Genomic DNA, 16,781 nt, shown 5'->3' with positions numbered 1-16,781 from the left:
AATGTCCGGTACAGCCCCCTCCGCCAGCGTTCCTGGGCTGACGGACTTCCGTGCCGGCCCGGAATTTGGCATCCTGCCCGCGTGAACCTCTGGCTCGCCCTCCGGCGACTGTTGCCGCTCCTGGCGGTCCTCAGCCTCGCCCTGACGCCGGTGACCGCTCCCGCGGCCACCGCGGGCATGCATGCGTCGATGGCGCGGGCCCACCACGCCATGGCCGGGATCGACCATGCCGCCATGAGTCATCACGACGCCATGTCCCATCACGCCGCCGGATCGACCGTGGCGGCCGGCCCGGACATGGACGACATGCCCTGCTGCCCGAAGACCGGCGCGGGCGCACGCGAGAACCCCGAGTCGGACTGCGCGAAGGGCTGCCCGCTGATGGCCCTGTGCCTGGCGAGCCTGACCTCCCTGCCGCCGGCCGCTCTGCGGGTCCCGACGCCCGTCGCGACGCGCGCGGGCCTGACCTGGCCGGAGCCGGCGTTCCGCGCCGGCGTGCACGGGTCGCCGTCACCCGAGCCTCCCCGAGCCTGAACCCGGTGCCGCCGGTGCTTGCGCCGGCACGGTGACGCGCGTCCGCGCGTCGCCGCCCATCGCGTTCAGGAGACCAGACCCATGACCGAGAACCCCTTCGCGCGCGCCGTGCCGGCCGCGCTGCTCGGCGCCGTCCTGTCGGCGTCGGCCCCGACCCTGCCCGCCCGCGCCGACATCCGGGACTACGCCTTCGAGCTCACGCAGCAGGCGATGAAGCAGGGCGAGGCGGTCGTCGCCGTCCGGCTCGTCGACAAGCGCAGCGGCAAGCCGGTGCCCGACGCCGTGATCTTCGCCCGGCGCCTCGACATGGCGCCCGACGACATGGAGACCATGACGACCCGGATCGAGCCGGTGCCGTCGACGGAGCCGGGCGTCTACCGCTTCAAGACCAAGCTGACGATGGCCGGCAACTGGCGGCTGTCGCTCGGCGCCAAGGTCCAGGGCGAGACCGGCACCGTCGAGGGCCGGCTCGTCTTCCGGGCCGACCCATGAGCCGCTCCGCCTGGCTCGCCGGGACCCTCGCCGCGCTCGCGGCGGGGGCCGCCGGCTACGCCGCCGGGACCGGGGGGAACCCCGTGCCGGCCCTCACGGACCGGGCCCGGTCCGCGTTCGCCCCCGCCCCCGAGCCCGCGACGGCGGCCGGGCCGGTAATCTACTATCGCGACCCCGACGGGCGGCCGGTCTACGCGGCCTCGCCGATGCGGACCGGGGACGGGCGCGCGTTCCGGGCGGTGCGGGCCGGCGAGGACGTGAGCTTCGCCGTCGCCGACGAGGGCGATGCCATGCCCGCGGACACGGCCCCGGGCGGGGCGGCCGGATCCGGCGGCACCCGGCGCGTCCTCTACTACCGCAACCCGATGGGGCTGCCCGACACCTCGCCGGTGCCGAAGAAGGACCCGATGGGCATGGACTACGTCCCCGTCCACGCGGGCGAGGACGAGGGCGGCGTCGTGCGGGTCTCGCCCGCCAGGGTCCAGCGCAGCGGCGTGCGCACCGCGGCGGCCGAGCGCCGGGTCGTCACCCGGCCGGTGCGCGTGCCCGGCACGGTCGCCCTCGACGAGCGGCGCGTCACGGTCGTCGCGACCCGGTCGGACGCCTATGTCGACCACGTCGAGAACGTCACCACCGGCGACCGGATCCGCAAGGGCCAGGCGCTGGTCCACGTCTACGCGCCGGAGATCAACGCGGCCGCGGCCCAGCTCATCGCCAACCCCGGCTTCGACGGGGCCCGGCGGCGCCTGCAGAACCTGAACGTCTCCGAGGCCGTCATCGACGAGATGGAGCGCACCCGGAAGGTGCCGATGGCCGTCACGTGGTCCTCGGCGCGGGACGGCATCGTGCTGGCCCGGAACGCCGTCGAGGGCATGAAGGCGGCGGCCGGCGACACCCTGTTCCGGATCGGCGACATCTCCCTGGTGTGGGTGCTGGCCGACGTGCCGGAGCGCGACCTCGCCGGGGTCCGCGTCGGCCAGCCGGTCGCGGTGCGCCCGCGCTCGGCCCCGGGCCGGACCTTCTCCGGCACGGTCGGCGTGATCTACCCGCAGGTGAACCCGGAGACCCGCGCGACGCGGGTGCGCATCGAGCTCCCGAACCCGGACGGCACGCTCCTGCCCGACATGTACGCCGACGTCGAGATCGCCACCGGCGACCCGAAGCCGGTGGTGGCGGTGCCAGACGACGCCGTCATCGACACCGGCGAGCGCCAGGTCGTGCTGCTCGACCGCGGCGAGGGCCGCTTCGAGCCGCGGCAGGTGCAGGTCGGCCTGCGCGGCGGCGGCCACGTCGAGATCCGCGACGGCGTCTCGGCCGGCGACCGCGTGGTCACGGCCGCGAACTTCCTGATCGACGCCGAGAGCAACCTCAGGGCCGCGCTCCAGGGCATGACGGCCCCCGCGGACGACCGCCAAGCCGCGAATGCGGGGATGGCGCCGTGATCGCACGCCTCATCGGCTGGTCGGCCCGCAACCTCGTCCTGGTGCTGGTCGGGACCGTGTTCGCCGTGGCGGCCGGGGGGCTGGCGCTGCGCACCCTGCCGCTCGACGCCATCCCCGACCTCTCGGACGTGCAGGCCATCGTCTACACCGAGTATCCGGGGCAGGCCCCGCAGGTGGTCGAGGACCAGGTCACCTACCCGCTGACCACCGCCATGCTGACGGTGCCGCGGGCGAAGGTGGTGCGCGGCTTCTCGTTCTTCGGCGTGTCGTTCGTCTACGTGATCTTCGAGGACGGCACCGACCCGTACTGGGGACGCTCCCGGGTGCTGGAATACCTCAACGGGGCGGCGAGCCGGCTGCCCTCGGGCGTGACGCCGACGCTGGGGCCCGACGCGACGGGGGTGGGCTGGGTCTACCAGTACGTGGTGGTGGCGCGGGAGCGGACGCTCGCCGAGCTGCGCTCGCTGCAGGACTGGGTGATCCGCTTCGGCGCCTCGCGGGCCGAGGGGGTGGCCGAGGTCGCCGGCATCGGCGGCTTCGTGAAGCAGTACAACGTCGTCGTCGACCCGAACCGGCTGCGGGCGCAGGGCATCTCCCTCAACCGGCTCCGGGACGCCATCCGGGCGAGCAACGCCGACGTCGGCGGCCGCACGGTCGAGCTGTCCGAGTTCGAGTTCATGGTGCGCGGGCGCGGCTACCTGCGAAGCGTCGCCGACATCGAGGACATCGTGCTGAAGACCTCGGGCGGGACGCCCCTGCGGGTCCGGGACGTGGCCCGGGTCGAGCTCGGGCCGGACGAGCGCCGCGGCATCGCCGAGATGAACGGCGAGGGGGAGGCCGCCGGCGGCATCGTGCTCCAGCGCTTCGGCGCCGACGCGCTCACCGTGATCGCGGGGGTGAAGGCGCGGCTCGCCGAGGTGGCCAGGAGCCTGCCGGCCGGGACCGAGATCCTGCCGGTCTACGATCGCTCGCAGCTCATCGGGGCGGCCATCGAGACGCTGAAGGGGACGCTGGTCGAGGAGAGCCTCGTGGTCTCCCTGGTCTGCGTCGTCTTCCTGCTGCACCTGCGCAGCGCGCTCGTGGCTGTCCTGATGCTGCCGGTCGGCATCCTGATGGCGCTCGCCGCCATGCGCTGGCTCGGGATCGGCGCCAACATCATGTCGCTCGGCGGCATCGCCATCGCGGTCGGCGCCATGGTCGACGCCGCCATCGTGATGATCGAGAACGCCCACAAGCACCTGGAGCGGGCGCCGCCGGGCAGGCCGCGGGTCGAGATCCTGGTCGCGGCGGCCTCCGAGGTCGGCCCGTCGCTGTTCTTCTCGCTCCTCGTCATCACGGTGAGCTTCCTGCCGATCTTCACCCTGGAGAGCCAGGAGGGCCGGCTGTTCGGGCCGCTGGCCTACACCAAGACCTTCGCGATGGCGGCGGCGGCGCTGCTGTCGGTGACGCTGGTTCCGGCCCTGATGGTGCTGTTCGTGCGCGGGCGGTTCGTCCCCGAGCACCGCAACCCGCTGAACCGGATCCTCGTCCGGCTGTACCGGCCGCTGATCGCCGGCGTGCTGCGGGCTCCTGTCCTCACCGTCCTGCTCGCCCTTGGGGTGCTGGCGGCGACGGCGTGGCCGGCCCGTCAGCTCGGCTCCGAGTTCATGCCCGACCTGGACGAGGGAACGCTCCTCTACATGCCGACCACGCTGCCGGGCATCTCCGTGACCAGGGCCGGCGAGCTGCTGGCGACCCAGGACCGGATCATCCGAACCTTTCCGGAGGTCGCCTCGGTCTACGGCAAGGCGGGACGGGCCGGCACCGCGACCGACCCGGCGCCGATGGAGATGTTCGAGACGGTCATCACCCTCAGGCCGAAGCCGGAGTGGCGCCCGGGCGTGACGCTCGCGAGCCTCAGGGCCGAGATGGACCGGGCCCTCCAGTTCCCCGGCGTCTCGAACGCCTGGACCCAGCCGATCCGCGCCCGCATCGACATGCTCGCGACCGGCATCCGCACGCCGGTCGGCGTGAAGGTGCTCGGCACCGACCTGACGGCGATGGACGGGGTCGCCCGCCAGGTCGAGGCGGCGTTGCGCGACGTGCCGGGCACGTCGAGCGCCTACGCCGAGCGGGTGCTCGGCGGCTACTTCCTCGACATCGCGCCGGACCGGGAGGCGCTCGGGCGCTACGGCTTGACGGTGGGAGACGTGCAGGACGTCGTCGCGACGGCGCTCGGCGGCCAGTCGGTGACCAACACCGTGGAGGGCCGCGAGCGCTACAGCGTGAACGTGCGCTACCCGCGCGCCTACCGGTCGAATCCCGGGGCGATCGCCACCGACGTGCAGGTGCCGCTGCCGGCCGGCGGCACGGTGCCGCTCGGTGAGGTGGCGACGGTCGCGCTCACCCGGGGGCCGACCTCGATCCGCACCGAGAGCGGGCAGCTCGCGGTCTACGTCTTCGTCGACATCGCGGGCCGCGACCTCGGCGGCTACGTGGCCGAGGCGCGGGAGGCCGTGGCCGACGCGGTCAAGCTGCCCCGGGGCACGAGCCTGCAGTGGAGCGGGCAGTACGAGTCCCTGGAGCGGGCCGAGGCGCGCCTGAGGGTGGTCGTCCCCCTGACGCTGCTCGTCGTCTTCCTGCTCCTCTACCTGAACTTCCGGCGTCTGACCGAGACGCTCATCGTCATGCTGTCGCTGCCCTTTGCCCTCGTCGGCGGGGTGTGGCTGCTCTGGTGGATGGACTTCAACCTGTCGGTCGCGGTGGCGGTCGGCTTCATCGCGCTCGCCGGCGTCGCCGCCGAGACCGGGGTGATCATGCTGGTCTACCTCGACCACGCCCTCGACGAGATCCGGGCCGGGTGCGCCCGTGAGGGCCGGCCGCTCACGCGGGAGGACCTGCGGCGGTCCATCATGATCGGCGCGGTCGAGCGGGTGCGCCCGAAGATGATGACGGTCACCGCCATCATGGCCGGCCTCGTGCCCATCCTCTGGAGCACGGGCGCGGGTTCGGAGGTGATGCAGCGCATCGCCGTGCCGATGGTCGGCGGCATGGTCTCCTCGACCGTGCTGACCCTCGTCGTGATCCCCGCCGTCTACGGCCTGGCCAGGGGCTGGGGGCTGCCCGCGCGCCGGGAAGGCCCGCCCGCCATCGCCGAGCCGACGCAATACCGGTCCGCCGCCGAATAGCGGCCGCCCCATCTCAGTCCAGGAAGGAGCCGTCCATGTCGTCCGTCGCCCGTGAGGCCGTCCTCTACCGGATGGTCATGCCGCAGCACACCTGCCCCTACGGCCTGAAGGCCAAGGATCTCCTCGAACGCCGGGGCTTCCGGGTCGAGGATCATCCGCTGACCACGCGGGAGGAGACCGACCGCTTCAAGGCCGAGCACGGGGTCAAGTCGACGCCGCAGACCTTCATCGACGGCGAGCGCGTCGGCGGCTTCGACGATCTGCAGCGCCACTTCGGCCAGGCGGCGAACGACCCGAACGCGACGAGCTACACCCCCGTCGCCGCGGTCTTCGCCATGACCGCGCTGATGGCGCTCGCGGGGAGCCACGCCGCGTACGGTACGGCCCTCACGGTCAGGGCGGCGGAATGGTTCGTCGCCTTCAGCATGTGCGTGCTGGCGCTGCTGAAGCTGCAGGACGTCGAGAGCTTCTCCTCGATGTTCCTGGGCTACGACCTGCTCGGGCAGCGCTGGGTGCGCTACGCCTACGCCTACCCGTTCCTCGAAGGCATCGCGGGCGTCCTGATGGCGGCGGGCGCCCTCGACTGGCTGTCGATTCCGGTGGCCCTGTTCATCGGCACGGTCGGGGCGGCCTCGGTGTTCAAGGCGGTCTACGTCGACCGGCGCGAGATCAAGTGCGCCTGCGTCGGCGGATCGAGCCGGGTGCCCCTCGGCTTCGTCTCGCTGACCGAGAACCTTATGATGGTCGCCATGGCCGTCTGGATGCTTGCGGGCCGCCACTGAGTCGAACCGCGCCGCGCACGGGCCCCGCACCGGAGGATCCGGCATCCGCCGGGCCGATCCGCCGTCGACCGAGAGGACATCGCCATGGGCGTCGACATCGCGCGCGTGAAGGCGCTCATCGCGACGCTGGAGGCGGTGACCGCCGGACCGCACGTCCACCGGACGGCCTTCCGGACGCCGCGCAAGACCTTCGCGACGCTGGACGAGGCCGGCCAGGACCTCAACCTGATGTTCGATCCGGACCATCGCGACTTCTACTGCGAGCAGGTCCCCGAGGCGTTCAGCCCCGTGCCCGGGGGCTGGGGGCGGATGGGCGCGACGCGGTGCGACCTCACGGTCGTCGACGAGGCGACCCTGCTGTCGGCCCTGACGGCGGCCCACCGGCTCGCCGCTCCGAAGCCGCGCACGCGCCGCGGCCGGGGCGGCGGCGCGTGACAGGGTGCGGACGCCTCCGGCCCGCTGCCCGGTGAGGGCCGTGGCTCCGCCGCCGTGGCCGCAGCGACGCGGGACGTCGGGCCCTTGCGCGTTCCCGGCGGTCCCCGGAAGCCCTGCGGTCAGGCCGGCATCCGCCCGTCGGGCGTGTAGCGGTCGACCGCCTGGGGCAGCTCGCGCGACAGCCGGGAGAGGAGCTCCTCGCGGGACAGTCCCGTGCGCTGCGTCAGGGTCGCGAGGACGTCGGGCCCGATGGCCTGCTCCAGGTGCTGGGGCGGAAGCTCCTGGTTCGGTCCCTGGTTGACCCAGGACTGGGCGGCCGCCCCGTGGCCGGCCTGCTGGAAGCGCTGCAGCATCTCGCCGAGCCCGCTGTTCAGGAACCCGCTGGGGGCCTCGCCGCGCCGGTCGCCCAGCAATCCGCCGAGAAGCCCGCCGAGCCCGCCGCCGGACTCCCCGGGGCGCGCGGCCTGGCCCGCGGGCGCGGGGGCGCTCTGGCCGGCGCCGCCCAGCAGCTCCGCGAGCTTGTCCCGGTTCTGGTAGCCGGCCAGGGCGAGGAGGCCCAGGAGCGCTGTCATCGAGGGGTAGCCGTCACTCATGGTTCTTCTCCGTCTGGAGGCGGCGGCAAGGGGGCCGTCCGCCCAGGGTTCGACGCCAACAAACGCGCACAGCCCCCCGGGAGATGCAGGCGGCGCGGCCGATGCCGCTCCGGGGGATCGCTCGTCTCCTCCGGAGGTCGCGGTGCGCAGGGCGCCGAGGAGGGTGCCGCATCATGGGGCGCAGGCGTAGCGCCGGGCCGCCCGTTGCCTCGGCCTCGGGGCTCGGCGCATCATGCGACCCGGCCTTGGTGGAGGGGGAGCCGCGGCGGTGCATCGGGTGGGCGGCCTGCTGACGACACTGGGCCGCCACGGGCCGGCCCTGCTCGTCGCCTCGCTCGTCCTGGGCAGCCTCGTTCCCCTTCTCTCGAGCCAGGCCGTGGCGCTGCTCCCGGCGGCGGCCTTCCTGCTCGCCCTCGGCTCGTTCCTGACGGCCGGTTCCGCCCCCGTCGAGCAGGGGACGGGAGGCGCCGTGGTCGTCCTCGCGCTGGCCTGGAACGGCATCGGCGTGCCGGTGGCCACGGCCGCCCTGCTGCACCTGACGGGTATCGACGAGGATCTGCGCAGGGGCATCCTCGTGTCCGTCCTGGCGCCGCCGGTCAGCGGTGCGGCCGCCATCGCGGCGATGCTCGGCCTGCGACCGCGGCTCGCCCTTCTCAATTCGATCGGGCTGACGCTGCTCACCCCGCTCCTGGTTCCGCTGCTGGCGCTCGCGCTCGGCGCCGGTGTCCGGATGGACCCCCTCGCGCTCGCCTGGCACCTCGCCCTGATCGTCGGCCCGGCTGGTGCCGTCGCCCTGATCGTGCGGCGCGCCGGGCGCCGCCTGACGGGCCTGATCCCGGACATGCAGGCCGCGTCCGGCATCGCCGTCCTCGGCCTCGTCCTCGTCGGCTTCACGATGGCCGACAGCCTGAGAGGGGCCTGGAACACGCAGCGCGCGCCCGTCCTCATCGGCCTCGCGAGCGCGGTGTGCCTCAATGTCGGGATCGGGCTCGTCAGCGGCGTGCTCTTCGCGCCGCTCGGGCGGTCGCGCGCGCTCACCATCGCCCTTGTCGCCGGCAACCGGAACGTCAGCCTGACCTGGGCTGCCGCCGGCACCGCCCTCTCGCCCGCCACCGAGCTCTACCTGGCCACGACGGTGATCCCCGTCCTCGCCCTGCCCTTCGTCGTGCGCGCGGGCTCGGCCGCGCGGGAATGGATCCTGCGCGCGGGATCCATTGCTTTCGGGCGGCGTCGCACGGCAGATGCGGGGCTCGGCAGCGCCGGTGATAAGTCTTCGCCGGCGGACGCTGGCCAATCCTCGGCAAGTGCGGCACAGTCCGGCCGCGAAACGTGAGCGTTCGATCGGGTGAGCGGATCGGGGATGGGCAGGCGCCGAGGCGGGACCGGATCGTTGCAGCCGCGGCCCGCCTACTGGGGCCGCCGCCTCGCCAACATGCCGGACGACTTCATCTTCGGGTACGGCTCGCTGATCAACGCCCACCTGCGCGATCAGACCTCGGCGGCGCCGATCGCGGGCATGCCGGCGCGGCTCTCGGCGGAGTTCGGCTACCTGAGGGCCTGGGGGTTCCGCTGCGCCAGCGGCTTCACCGCGCTCGGCCTGCGGCGCCCCCGCCGGAACGAGACCGCCATGACGGTCAACGGCGTGATGTACCCGGTGGAGCGGGGGGACCTCGCCGCCTTCGACCTGCGGGAGGCGGGCTACCGGCGCGTTCCCGTGCCGGTCGAGCAGATCGAGGCCGTGTCCTGGCAGCCGCTGCCGGCCTGCGGGACCATCTGGACCTACGTGCCCGACGAAGGGGGCGCCGCCCACCTCGCCGGCGCGACCGACGATTTCCCGCTGCTCCAGTCCTACATCGACGCCACGGTCGAGGGCGCGCTGGATTACGGGACCGACTACGCCCGCGAGCTGATCGAGACGACGGCGGACTGGAGCCGCTACTGGCTCAACGACCGCGCTATGGCGCGACGGCCCTGGATCTACGATCGCCAATACGCGGAGACGGACGCCCTCCTCTCGACGGTCGAGCCGGCGGCCTCCTGCTTCCACGAGCGGATGTTCCCCGGCCCGTTCTCGGTACGGTGGCACTACAGGGCGTCCGCGGCGCGTCCGGCGCATCTCGGGCAGGAGCGTCTTGGGAAGGAGCGTCTCGGGAAGGAGCGTCTCGGGAAGGCGCGGCGGACACGACGCGGGACCCCCGTGCCGCCGCTGATGAGCGGTGCGGCGGACGGTGCGATGCCGGCCTGACCGGCTCAGGGCGGGCTTCGGGAGGGCGTCGGACCTGCGCGGCCCGGCTCAGGGCCGCGCGATGGCCCGCTCCACGAAGGCGACGACGCCGGCGATGTAGGTCTGGATCGGCGTCCCGCGCTTCCGGTACTTCGCCCGCTTCACGTACCAGTCCTGCAGGAGCGGCTTGATCAGGGCGGCCGTCAGGTCGATGTCGGGGACCGCGAAGAGGCCCTGCGCGGCGCCGCGGGCGAGCACGTCCGCGAAGATCCGCTCCGTGGCGAGCTCGCTCTCGGTGGCGAGGACCCGGGCGGGGGCCGGGAAGCTCTTCGCCTCCAGGTAGGCGAAGACGAACCACGGCTGCATCGCCTCGGTCAGCCGGATATGCGTCTCGATGAGCCAGCGCAGGTGGGCGGCGGGGTCCTCCGCCACCGCCGCGGGCGCGGCCCGGAGGACGCTCTCCACCGTCTCGGCGACCTCCGTGAGGATCATGACGAGGAGCGTGTTCTTGTTGTCGAAGTACGAGTAGAGGCCGCCCATGCTGAGGCCGGAGGCCGTCGCGAGGTCCCGCAGGCTCATGGCGTGGAAGCCCTGCCGGCTCGACAGGGTCAGCACCGCCTCGATGATGCGGGCGAGGTTGGCGGTGGCGAGCCCCGGCTTGCGCACGCTCACCCGGTCACGGTGGCGCTCCAGGATGCGCCCGCAGATCGCCTCGGTGGAATAGGCGCCTGAGGCCTTCGGGGCTTCGGGTCTCATCGAACCCTCGTCGGGCACGCCGCTCGGCCGGCGCCGGCCGAGGCATAATCCGTTGCCAAGCCCGAATCCAGGCGATAAAAAACGAGCGCTCGCTCGTTTTTTATCCGTCGCCCGAGGGCGGGAGGGCCGCGCCATGGACTTCACGATCAGTCCCCGCGTCGAGGCGATCCGCGCGCGGATCGCCGCCTTCGTGGACGAGGCGGTGCTGCCCCTGGAGCGGGACCCCGCGGCCTACGACGCGCACGGCAACATCGCGCTCGACCGTCTGGAGGCGCTTCGGGCGGCCGCGCGGGCGGAGGGCCTGTGGTGCCTGCAGCTGAAGGCGGAGACCGGCGGCGGCGGGCTCGACAAGGTCGGCATGGCGGTCTGCTACGAGGCGATGAACCGCTCGATCTTCGGGCCCGTGGTGTTCAACTCCGCCGCGCCCGACGACGGCAACATGATGGTGCTGGAGGCGACCGCCACGCCGGCCCAGCGGGCGCGCTGGCTCGATCCGATCGTGCGCGGCGAGGTCCGCTCGGCCTTCGCGATGACCGAGCCGCCGCCCGGCGGCGGCTCCGACCCCGGGATGATCCGCACGACCGCCGAGCGGCGCGGCGACCGCTACGTCGTCTCCGGCCGCAAGTGGTTCATCACGGGCGCGGAGGATGCGGCGCACTTCATCCTGATGGCGCGCACCTCCGAGGATGCCCGGAAGGGCCTCACGGCCTTCCTGTTCCACCGCGACCAGCCCGGCTGGCACATCGTGCGCCGCATCGGGATCATGGGTCCCGAGGAGCACGGAGGGCATTGCGAGCTCGCCTTCGAGGGGCTCGAGATTCCCGCCGAGAACGTCCTCCTCGGGGAGGGCGACGGTCTCAAGCTGACGCAGATCCGCCTCGGCCCGGCGCGGCTGACCCACTGCATGCGCTGGCTCGGCCTGTCGCGGCGCTGCGTCGAGATCGCCCGGGCCTACGCGGCCGAGCGGCAGGGCTTCGGCGTGCGCCTCGCCGACCGCGAGAGCATCCAGCTCATGCTCGGCGACCTCGCCATGCGCATCGAGGTCGGCCGGCTGCTCGTCATGAAGGCCGCCTGGGCGCTCGACCGGGGGAGCTTCGCCCGCAAGGAGGTCTCGATGGCGAAGGTGCACGTCGCCAACCTCCTGCACGCGGCGGCCGACACGGCGATCCAGATCAACGGCGCGCGGGGCTACTCCACCGACACGGTGCTGGAGTGGATCTACCGCTACGCCCGCCAGGCCCGCCTCGTCGACGGGGCGGACGAGGTGCACAAGATGGTGCTGAACCGCAGCCTCGAGGCCGAGGGCGACGCCTTCTGGCGCTGGGAGCCGGCCGGGCCGCAGCCCTGAGCCGGCGCCCTCCCCGGCTCCGCCCTCCAGCAAGGATCCGAAACGATGTCTGATGCGGTCGTGATCGTCGGCGGTGTGCGCACCGCGATCGGCACCTTCGGGGGCTCGCTCGCGGCCGTCCCGCCCGCGCGGCTCGCCGCGCTCTGCGTGGCGGAGGCCCTGACCCGGGCGGAGGTCGCGGGCGAGGCGGTCGGCCACGTCGTGTTCGGCAACGTCATCCCGACCGAGCCCCGCGACGCCTACCTGCCCCGCGTCGCGGCGATGGAGGCGGGCATTCCCCAGGAGGTGCCCGCCATGGCCGTGAACCGGCTGTGCGGCAGCGGCCTCCAGGCGATCGTCTCGGCGGCGCAGGCGGTCAGCCTCGGCGACGCGGAGGTCGCGGTCGCGGGCGGCGCCGAGAGCATGAGCCGCGCGCCCCACCACCTCGCCGCCGCGCGCTTCGGCCAGAAGATGGGCGACGTCGCGGCCGTCGACTACATGATCGGCGTCTTGAACGACCCGTTCGGCGCCGGCCACATGGGCATCACCGCCGAGAACGTCGCCGACCGCTACGGCATCTCCCGCGCGGCGCAGGACGCCTTCGCGGCCGAGAGCCAGGCGCGGGCGCGGGCCGCCATCGCGGCGGGCCGCTTCCGCGAGCAGATCCTCCCCGTCGCGGTGCCGGCCGGGCGCGGCACGGCGGTCTTCGACACCGACGAGCACCCGAAGCCGACGGGCGCCGACGACCTCGCCCGCCTGCGCCCGGCCTTCCGCAAGGACGGGTCGGTGACGGCCGGCAACGCCTCGGGCCTCAACGACGGCGCCGCCGCCCTCGTCCTGATGAGCGCGGCGCGGGCGGAGCGCGAGGGGCGGCGCCCGATGGCCCGGATCGTCGGCTACGCCCACGCGGGCGTCGACCCCTCCGAGATGGGGATGGGGCCGGTGCCGGCGGTGCGGCGCCTCCTGGAGCGCACGGGCCTGCGGGCGGCGGACTTCGACGTGATCGAATCGAACGAGGCCTTCGCGGCCCAGGCCTGCGCGGTGTCGGAGGCCCTCGACCTCGACCCTGCCCGGGTGAACCCGAACGGCGGCGCGATCGCGCTCGGCCACCCGATCGGCGCCACGGGGGCGATCATCACCGTCAAGGCGCTCTACGAACTCGCCCGCACGGGCGGCCGCTACGGCCTCGTGACGATGTGCATCGGCGGCGGCCAAGGCATCGCGCTCGCGATCGAGCGCGCCGCGTGAGGCGCGCCCGATGACGCGGCCCCGGTGATGTGATCTCGGTGAGGCGGCGGGAATCAGGGGACGAGAATCGAGGAACGCATGGGCGGGTTGTTCGATCTCACGGGCCGGCACGCCTTCGTGACCGGCGCCTCGAGCGGGCTCGGTCGGCACTTCGCCGGCACGCTCGCCCGGGCCGGGGCCGTCGTCACCCTCGGGGCGCGCCGCCCGGACGCGCTGGCCGAGACCGTCGCGCGGGTCGAGGCGGACGGGGGCCGGGCGCAGGCCGTGGTGATGGACGTGACCGAGGCCTCCGGCATCGAGGGGGCCCTCGACGCCGCGGAGGCGCGCTTCGGCCCGGTCTCGGTGCTGATCAACAACGCGGGCGTCACCGCGACGAAGCCGGCCCTCGACATCGAGGAGGCCGACTGGGACGCGGTCCTCGACACGAACCTCAAGGGGGTCTGGCTCGTGGCGCGGGCGGGGGCGCGGCGCATGGTCCGCCACGGGGCGGGCGGCAGCATCGTGAACGTCGCCTCGATCCTGGGCCTGCGGGTCGCGGGGGCGGTGGCGCCCTACGCGGCCTCGAAGGCCGCCGTGGTGCAGCTCACCCGTGCGCTCGCCCTCGAATGGGCCCGCCACCGGATCCGCGTCAACGCCCTCGCGCCCGGCTACATCGAGACCGAGCTGAACGCGGATTTCTTCGAGACCGAGGCCGGCCGGGCCCTGGTGAAGCGCGTGCCGCAGCGCCGCCTCGGCCAGGCCGGGGAGCTCGACGGCGCGCTCCTGCTGCTCGCCTCGGAGGCGGGCAGCTACATGACCGGCAGCGTGATCGCCGTCGACGGCGGCCACCTGGTGTCGAGCCTGTGACGGCCCTGGCGAGCGAGGCGGGCCTCGCGGCCCTGCGCGCCTGGATCGGCGGGGTGCTCGGCGCGCGGGCCGTCGCGATCGAGGAGGCCCGGCCCCTCGGCGGCGGCTCGATCCAGGAGAACTGGCTGCTGCGCTGCCGGATCGACGGGGCGGAGCGCAGCTTCGTGCTGCGCAAGGACGCGCCGGCCACCATCGCCTCGAGCCGCCCGCGGGCGGAGGAGTTCCGGATCCTGCAGGCGGCCCACGCGGCCGGCGTGCGGGTGCCGGAGCCCGTGGGCTTCTGCGCCGACCCCGGCGTGGTCGGGGCGCCCTTCGCGCTGATGGGGCTCGTGCCCGGCATCGGCCTCGGGCCCCGCGTCGTGAAGGATGCGGGCCTCGGCGGCGACCGCGCGCGGCTCGCCGAGCGGCTCGGGGCGGAGCTCGCCCGGATCCACGCCATCCTCCGGCCCGGGGCGCCCCCGGAGGCGCTGGCGTTCCTCGGCGCGCCCGACCCGGACCCGGCGCGCGCCGAGGTCCGGGCGCTGCGGGCCCAGCTCGACGGGATCGGCGCCGCGCGCCCGGCGCTCGAATGGGGCCTGCGCTGGGCCGAGCGCCACGCCCCGCCCTGCCCCGCCCCGGCCCTGGTCCACCGGGACTTCCGCACCGGCAACTACATGGTGGACGCGGCCGGGCTCACCGCCATCCTCGACTGGGAGTTCGCCGGCTGGGGCGACCCGATGCAGGATGTCGGCTGGTTCTGCGCCGCCTGCTGGCGCTTCGGCCGCCCGGACCTGGAGGCGGGGGGCATCGCGCCGCGCGCGGCCTTCTACCGGGGCTACGCGGCCGAGGGCGGCCGCAGCATCGACGGGGCGGCCGTGCACTACTGGGAGATCATGGCGCACCTGCGCTGGGCGGTGATCGCCCTGGAGCAGGGGCACCGCCACGTCTCGGGCCTCGAGCCGTCGCTGGAGCTGGCGCTCACCGGCCGGATGGCCCCCGAGCTGGAGCGCACCGTGCTGCGCGAGACCGCCCCCGAACGCTGGAGCGCCTGATGGACCCGACGCTGCCCGACCCGCCCGCCGGCGCGGCCCTCCTCGACGTCGCGCGCCGCGCCCTCCTCGACGAGGTCGCCCCGGCGCTCACCGGGCGCCAGCGCTACGTCGCGCTGATGGCCGCCAACGCCCTCGGCATCGCCATGCGCGAGATCGAGCAGGCGCAAGCCGCCGCCGCCGCCTGGGCGGGCGCGCTCGCGCTGTCCCCCGAGGCGACGCCCGCGGGGCTGGCCGCGGCGATCCGGGCGGGCCGGCACGACGGCGATCCCGCCCTCCACGCGGCTTTGTGCGGGACCGCGGAGGTGGCCGCCGGGATCTGGAAGCCCGCCCGGGACGGGGCGCCGGCCCCCTGAGGCGCCCTGCCACGAGGCTTGGGCCCTTGCGGGCCCGGCCGCACGATCCACACATGCCACTCCCGGCGTCGAGGTCCGGGCACCGGTCCGGTGCCGCCTCCCGCGCTCAACCCTGCGGACCGAACAGAGCCCCATGACCCGCCCGAACCGCGTCGGCCCCGGCCTCCCGATCACCCTCCTGACGGCCTTCCTGGCGGTCCTCCCGGCAGCAGCGCCGGCCGGCGCCCAGCCCCTGTATGGCCAGTCCCCGCCTGGCGGCCGCGGCGTCGTGATCCAGCGGCAGTCGAACACCACCGGCAACAGCAACGACCTGATCATCGCCCCGGGTGCCACCGGGGCGGACACCATCATGACGAACTCCGCCGCGGGCGGGAATGCGAGCTTCCCGGAGCGGGCGGTGCCCAACGGCAGCGCCAACGGCGGCGGCGGCGGCGGCACGCGCTAGGCGCCGATCGGCCCTGCCCGTCCGGGGCGACTGTCCGGGCGTGTCCGGCCGATGTCCGGCGCCCGTCCGCGGCGGCCGTCCTCAGTGCGCGGCCGCGTCGTCGAACCAGGCCCCGATCGTCTCCCCGCTGCGCCAGGCGATCCGGCAGATCTGGATCTCCCGGAGGCAGGGCGCCCAGAGCACGAAGGCCTCGGGCACCCGGCCCGCCTCAGCGAGCGTCAGGCGGACGCCCTGCTCGGAATGGTCGTGGACCCGGCACGGCAGCGCGGTGTGCGCGTCGATCAGGATCACGGCCTCCTCCGTCACGGTGCGGCGGGCTGCGGCGCGTCGGTCTGTCATCGTGGGGCCCGATGGCTGGGATGCTGGCCGGCAGCATCCACGACGCGGCCGAACCGACCGTCGCGAAAGTCCGTCAAATTGTTCGCATGTCCCATGGGCCGGCAGCCGCCGGTGCGCGGAAACGTCTTCGCGGCGCGGCCGTAGCGCGAGATCTGGCAGATCGCACAGTATTCGTATTGACGACTGATTTCGTTTCGTCATAACAAATACTAACGGCTGGATACCATGTTTCCGGCCGTCGAAAAACAACATCCAGGGAGACACGCTCATGCCGAGCCATACGGTGGCTTGCGCCGCGCTCTGTGCTGCGCTCGCCCTCGCGACCCCCGCCGGCGCCATGCCGATGGGCGGCGCCTTCTCGGGCCACGTCGACACCCAGGTGCCGCAGGTGCTCGGGCCCGGCGCCGTGCGGGTCCAGCAGGTGGCCAGGGGCCGGAACGCCGGCCCCGGAACCCCGTTCGACGGCGCCGACGTGCAGTGGAGCGAGGTCGTCCAGCTCAAGAACGGCCAGGGCACGCACGAGGGCACCCTCACCTTCGTGATGCCCACGGGGACGACGGTCGGCACCTATTCGGGGCTCGTCTCGACGGATGCGCAGGGGCGCGTCACCGCCAGGGGCAAGTTCAAGCACACCAGCGCGACGGGGCAGTTCATCGGCCTGAAGGGCGGCGGCACCTACACGGCCGCCTACAGCTCGCCGACCGACTTCACGGGCGACTGGAAGGGCAACTTCAAGCTGCCGCCGCAGCGGTCCTCGAACCGCTGAG

At 73.8% G+C, this 16,781-nt stretch carries 18 protein-coding genes; 15 read left to right on the top strand and 3 right to left on the bottom strand.

What is annotated here, in order from left to right; translation table 11 throughout:
- The first annotated feature begins 81 nt into the window (after nucleotides 1-81).
- The 6 genes from ACLBXP_RS06890 (at nucleotide 82) to ACLBXP_RS06865 (ending at nucleotide 6,852) form a co-directional block, all read left to right on the top strand.
- Nucleotides 82-534: a hypothetical protein gene (locus tag ACLBXP_RS06890; protein ID WP_447666853.1), complete on the top strand. Its 453-nt coding sequence runs from the start codon at nucleotides 82-84 to the stop codon at nucleotides 532-534.
- An 81-nt stretch (nucleotides 535-615) separates the two neighbouring features.
- Nucleotides 616-1,026: a FixH family protein gene (locus ACLBXP_RS06885; RefSeq protein WP_447666852.1), complete on the top strand. Its 411-nt coding sequence runs from the start codon at nucleotides 616-618 to the stop codon at nucleotides 1,024-1,026.
- Entirely contained in the window at nucleotides 1,023-2,468 is a 1,446-nt protein-coding gene (locus ACLBXP_RS06880; RefSeq protein ID WP_447666851.1) for an efflux RND transporter periplasmic adaptor subunit, read from the top strand. Before ACLBXP_RS06885 ends, ACLBXP_RS06880 begins: the two co-directional genes overlap by 4 nt.
- The gene (locus ACLBXP_RS06875) at nucleotides 2,465-5,635 is read left to right on the top strand and encodes an efflux RND transporter permease subunit (RefSeq protein WP_447666850.1); all 3,171 of its coding nucleotides are present in this window, start codon (nucleotides 2,465-2,467) and stop codon (nucleotides 5,633-5,635) included. Before ACLBXP_RS06880 ends, ACLBXP_RS06875 begins: the two co-directional genes overlap by 4 nt.
- A gap of 35 nt (nucleotides 5,636-5,670) precedes the next feature.
- Nucleotides 5,671-6,417, top strand: a complete 747-nt coding sequence (locus tag ACLBXP_RS06870) for a MauE/DoxX family redox-associated membrane protein (protein WP_447666849.1) — start codon at nucleotides 5,671-5,673, stop codon at nucleotides 6,415-6,417.
- 84 nt (nucleotides 6,418-6,501) lie between these two features.
- Nucleotides 6,502-6,852 (top strand): MmcQ/YjbR family DNA-binding protein, encoded by a 351-nt coding sequence (locus ACLBXP_RS06865; protein WP_447666848.1) that lies wholly within the window; start codon nucleotides 6,502-6,504, stop codon nucleotides 6,850-6,852.
- A 119-nt stretch (nucleotides 6,853-6,971) separates the two neighbouring features.
- Here the strand turns inward: ACLBXP_RS06865 and ACLBXP_RS06860 are convergent, their stop codons facing one another.
- Nucleotides 6,972-7,445 (bottom strand): YidB family protein, encoded by a 474-nt coding sequence (locus ACLBXP_RS06860; RefSeq protein ID WP_447666847.1) that lies wholly within the window; start codon nucleotides 7,443-7,445, stop codon nucleotides 6,972-6,974.
- Between the two features lie 268 nt (nucleotides 7,446-7,713).
- On the opposite strand from ACLBXP_RS06860, the gene ACLBXP_RS06855 reads away from it, so the two are divergent.
- Together ACLBXP_RS06855 and ACLBXP_RS06850 are read left to right on the top strand one after the other, a co-directional pair.
- Nucleotides 7,714-8,778, top strand: coding sequence for a hypothetical protein (locus ACLBXP_RS06855; RefSeq protein ID WP_447666846.1), 1,065 nt, complete (start codon nucleotides 7,714-7,716; stop codon nucleotides 8,776-8,778).
- A 57-nt stretch (nucleotides 8,779-8,835) separates the two neighbouring features.
- The gene (locus ACLBXP_RS06850; protein WP_447666845.1) at nucleotides 8,836-9,690 is read left to right on the top strand and encodes a gamma-glutamylcyclotransferase family protein; all 855 of its coding nucleotides are present in this window, start codon (nucleotides 8,836-8,838) and stop codon (nucleotides 9,688-9,690) included.
- A 48-nt stretch (nucleotides 9,691-9,738) separates the two neighbouring features.
- Here ACLBXP_RS06850 and ACLBXP_RS06845 read toward each other — a convergent pair whose 3' ends face one another.
- Nucleotides 9,739-10,425, bottom strand: coding sequence for a TetR/AcrR family transcriptional regulator (locus tag ACLBXP_RS06845; protein WP_447666844.1), 687 nt, complete (start codon nucleotides 10,423-10,425; stop codon nucleotides 9,739-9,741).
- A gap of 133 nt (nucleotides 10,426-10,558) precedes the next feature.
- Between ACLBXP_RS06845 and ACLBXP_RS06840 the strand changes: the two genes are divergently transcribed.
- The 6 genes from ACLBXP_RS06840 to ACLBXP_RS06815 all read left to right on the top strand — a co-directional run bounded on the left by ACLBXP_RS06840 (nucleotide 10,559) and on the right by ACLBXP_RS06815 (nucleotide 15,675).
- A complete protein-coding gene (locus ACLBXP_RS06840) occupies nucleotides 10,559-11,773 on the top strand; it encodes an acyl-CoA dehydrogenase family protein (protein ID WP_447666843.1) in 1,215 nt (404 codons plus the stop codon).
- Between the two features lie 45 nt (nucleotides 11,774-11,818).
- Complete coding sequence (gene bktB / locus ACLBXP_RS06835; RefSeq protein ID WP_447666842.1) at nucleotides 11,819-13,000, top strand: beta-ketothiolase BktB; 1,182 nt, start codon at nucleotides 11,819-11,821, stop codon at nucleotides 12,998-13,000.
- Between the two features lie 78 nt (nucleotides 13,001-13,078).
- Nucleotides 13,079-13,846: an SDR family NAD(P)-dependent oxidoreductase gene (locus ACLBXP_RS06830; protein ID WP_447666841.1), complete on the top strand. Its 768-nt coding sequence runs from the start codon at nucleotides 13,079-13,081 to the stop codon at nucleotides 13,844-13,846.
- Entirely contained in the window at nucleotides 13,843-14,877 is a 1,035-nt protein-coding gene (locus ACLBXP_RS06825; protein ID WP_447666840.1) for a phosphotransferase family protein, read from the top strand. The genes ACLBXP_RS06830 and ACLBXP_RS06825 overlap by 4 nt, the downstream gene beginning before the upstream one ends.
- Nucleotides 14,877-15,230 (top strand): DUF6285 domain-containing protein, encoded by a 354-nt coding sequence (locus ACLBXP_RS06820; RefSeq protein ID WP_447666839.1) that lies wholly within the window; start codon nucleotides 14,877-14,879, stop codon nucleotides 15,228-15,230. The genes ACLBXP_RS06825 and ACLBXP_RS06820 overlap by 1 nt, the downstream gene beginning before the upstream one ends.
- A gap of 133 nt (nucleotides 15,231-15,363) precedes the next feature.
- Complete coding sequence (locus ACLBXP_RS06815; protein ID WP_447666838.1) at nucleotides 15,364-15,675, top strand: hypothetical protein; 312 nt, start codon at nucleotides 15,364-15,366, stop codon at nucleotides 15,673-15,675.
- A gap of 81 nt (nucleotides 15,676-15,756) precedes the next feature.
- Here ACLBXP_RS06815 and ACLBXP_RS06810 read toward each other — a convergent pair whose 3' ends face one another.
- The gene (locus ACLBXP_RS06810; protein WP_447666837.1) at nucleotides 15,757-16,014 is read right to left on the bottom strand and encodes a PilZ domain-containing protein; all 258 of its coding nucleotides are present in this window, start codon (nucleotides 16,012-16,014) and stop codon (nucleotides 15,757-15,759) included.
- A gap of 268 nt (nucleotides 16,015-16,282) precedes the next feature.
- On the opposite strand from ACLBXP_RS06810, the gene ACLBXP_RS06805 reads away from it, so the two are divergent.
- Nucleotides 16,283-16,780 carry a hypothetical protein gene (locus ACLBXP_RS06805; protein WP_447666836.1) on the top strand — a complete coding sequence of 166 codons (498 nt, stop codon included), beginning with the start codon at nucleotides 16,283-16,285 and terminating at the stop codon, nucleotides 16,778-16,780.
- Nucleotide 16,781: the final 1 nt, after the last annotated feature.

It is taken from the genome of Methylobacterium sp. A54F, assembly GCF_053346035.1.
The sequence above is the reverse complement of the archived record's forward strand: the minus strand, read 5'-3'. Positions and strand labels throughout refer to the sequence as shown.

What these genes read in the sequence shown, in the direction of transcription:
- ACLBXP_RS06885 (WP_447666852.1), top strand. Translation starts at nt 616, where the DNA reads ATGACCGAGAACCCCTTCGCGCGCGCCGTGCCGGCCGCGCTGCTCGGC.
- ACLBXP_RS06820 (WP_447666839.1), top strand. Translation starts at nt 14,877, where the DNA reads ATGGACCCGACGCTGCCCGACCCGCCCGCCGGCGCGGCCCTCCTCGAC.
- ACLBXP_RS06810 (WP_447666837.1), bottom strand. Translation starts at nt 16,014, where the DNA reads ATGACAGACCGACGCGCCGCAGCCCGCCGCACCGTGACGGAGGAGGCC.
- ACLBXP_RS06840 (WP_447666843.1), top strand. Translation starts at nt 10,559, where the DNA reads ATGGACTTCACGATCAGTCCCCGCGTCGAGGCGATCCGCGCGCGGATC.
- ACLBXP_RS06870 (WP_447666849.1), top strand. Translation starts at nt 5,671, where the DNA reads ATGTCGTCCGTCGCCCGTGAGGCCGTCCTCTACCGGATGGTCATGCCG.
- ACLBXP_RS06880 (WP_447666851.1), top strand. Translation starts at nt 1,023, where the DNA reads ATGAGCCGCTCCGCCTGGCTCGCCGGGACCCTCGCCGCGCTCGCGGCG.
- ACLBXP_RS06830 (WP_447666841.1), top strand. Translation starts at nt 13,079, where the DNA reads ATGGGCGGGTTGTTCGATCTCACGGGCCGGCACGCCTTCGTGACCGGC.
- ACLBXP_RS06805 (WP_447666836.1), top strand. Translation starts at nt 16,283, where the DNA reads ATGCCGAGCCATACGGTGGCTTGCGCCGCGCTCTGTGCTGCGCTCGCC.
- bktB (WP_447666842.1), top strand. Translation starts at nt 11,819, where the DNA reads ATGTCTGATGCGGTCGTGATCGTCGGCGGTGTGCGCACCGCGATCGGC.
- ACLBXP_RS06845 (WP_447666844.1), bottom strand. Translation starts at nt 10,425, where the DNA reads ATGAGACCCGAAGCCCCGAAGGCCTCAGGCGCCTATTCCACCGAGGCG.
- ACLBXP_RS06860 (WP_447666847.1), bottom strand. Translation starts at nt 7,445, where the DNA reads ATGAGTGACGGCTACCCCTCGATGACAGCGCTCCTGGGCCTCCTCGCC.
- ACLBXP_RS06865 (WP_447666848.1), top strand. Translation starts at nt 6,502, where the DNA reads ATGGGCGTCGACATCGCGCGCGTGAAGGCGCTCATCGCGACGCTGGAG.
- ACLBXP_RS06815 (WP_447666838.1), top strand. Translation starts at nt 15,364, where the DNA reads ATGACCCGCCCGAACCGCGTCGGCCCCGGCCTCCCGATCACCCTCCTG.